We start from the raw sequence: 1,095 nt of genomic DNA, 5'->3' as shown, positions 1-1,095 counted from the left end.
TAGTGAGTGCGTTTATTGGCTTGTTAGGTGCGCTCACGCCAAGACCCCATTTAGCAGCATACTAGGCATAAAAAAGTAAAAAGCCAATAAGCCCGAACTTGTAAATAGAAGTGCGGCTGCACAAAAAGAAGCTTGTACGAAGAAAACGGAAGGTTTAGCAGATGCACTATGTCTCAAAGCCACTATTGAGGTTTGTAAACATTCTTTAATTGCTTGGTATTTTGTTGAGAACCAAGAAATGATGGGAGCTAGGCTAGCAAAAACGAGAGCAAATGCGACTTCCATACCACCTAATTGAACTAAGAAGGCTATCTCTGGCAAAACTGCCGCCGCAACAACCATTGCGATACCGATAACTGCGCGTTGTAGATTAGTTAATTCATTCCATGATTTCATAATTTTTCCTTTTAGCACCTAACGCCCCACTTAGGGGCAAATACACGTAGGCTAAAATTGGAGCGAAGCGACTGAGCCTACGTGTATTTGTCCCAGCCCGCTTGCGGGCGACTACAGTGGTTTGTTAGAAGACGATGTTTCTACTACCTTTGGTTGCTCAAAGGCTAAAACCGAAACACACTCGTTTAAACCAATAATTAGATATTCCCTCGGCTGATATAGCTTACCCGTAATGAAGTGTTCTCTAGTTTTTTCCAGTGCATTCCAGCCACCGTCGATTACTTCAAAACACCAACCAGTTTTTAAGTTACATTCACTCCAAAACTCGCCTAAATCACCTTCATCGAGCACTCTGAAACCATAAATAGCATCAAAATGAACTTTTATACTCCAACTCTTTGATTTAACAGCGATGTTTAAGCAATCTTTGTCGAATGTAATTTCGTCAATGTCTACTGTAGCGTCTGATTCGAAATCAGTCTCTACTAATACAACCTTAGGCTCATAAATCATCACTAGTCTTCTAACGCTAAGCTTTGGGGCGCTAGCACGTGGGCTAAAATACGAACGAAGTGAGTCAGCCCACGTGTTAGCGTCCCAGCGACCGGAGGGAGTGCCAACAGCGTTTTGTTAGGCGTACAACGGAACGTACGCAGCTTTGCTGCCACCACTAGCCAAATAGACCGCGTGTTTAAATTA

3 protein-coding genes are annotated in these 1,095 nt (G+C 43.0%); all 3 read right to left on the bottom strand.

Annotated features, from left to right (window positions below):
• Positions 1-33: 33 nt before the first annotated feature.
• Entirely contained in the window at positions 34-396 is a 363-nt protein-coding gene (locus tag GVO63_RS19215; RefSeq protein ID WP_159582046.1) for a hypothetical protein, read from the bottom strand.
• Between the two features lie 111 nt (positions 397-507).
• Complete coding sequence (locus tag GVO63_RS19210) at positions 508-909, bottom strand: hypothetical protein (protein WP_159582044.1); 402 nt, start codon at positions 907-909, stop codon at positions 508-510.
• Between the two features lie 2 nt (positions 910-911).
• Positions 912-1,095: hypothetical protein (locus GVO63_RS19665; RefSeq protein WP_236552221.1), on the bottom strand; the 184-nt coding region annotated here is incomplete at its 5' end.

This window comes from Alteromonas sp. KUL106 (genome assembly GCF_009811415.1).
Classification (GTDB): domain Bacteria; phylum Pseudomonadota; class Gammaproteobacteria; order Enterobacterales; family Alteromonadaceae; genus Alteromonas.
The sequence above is the reverse complement of the archived record's forward strand: the minus strand, read 5'-3'. Positions and strand labels throughout refer to the sequence as shown.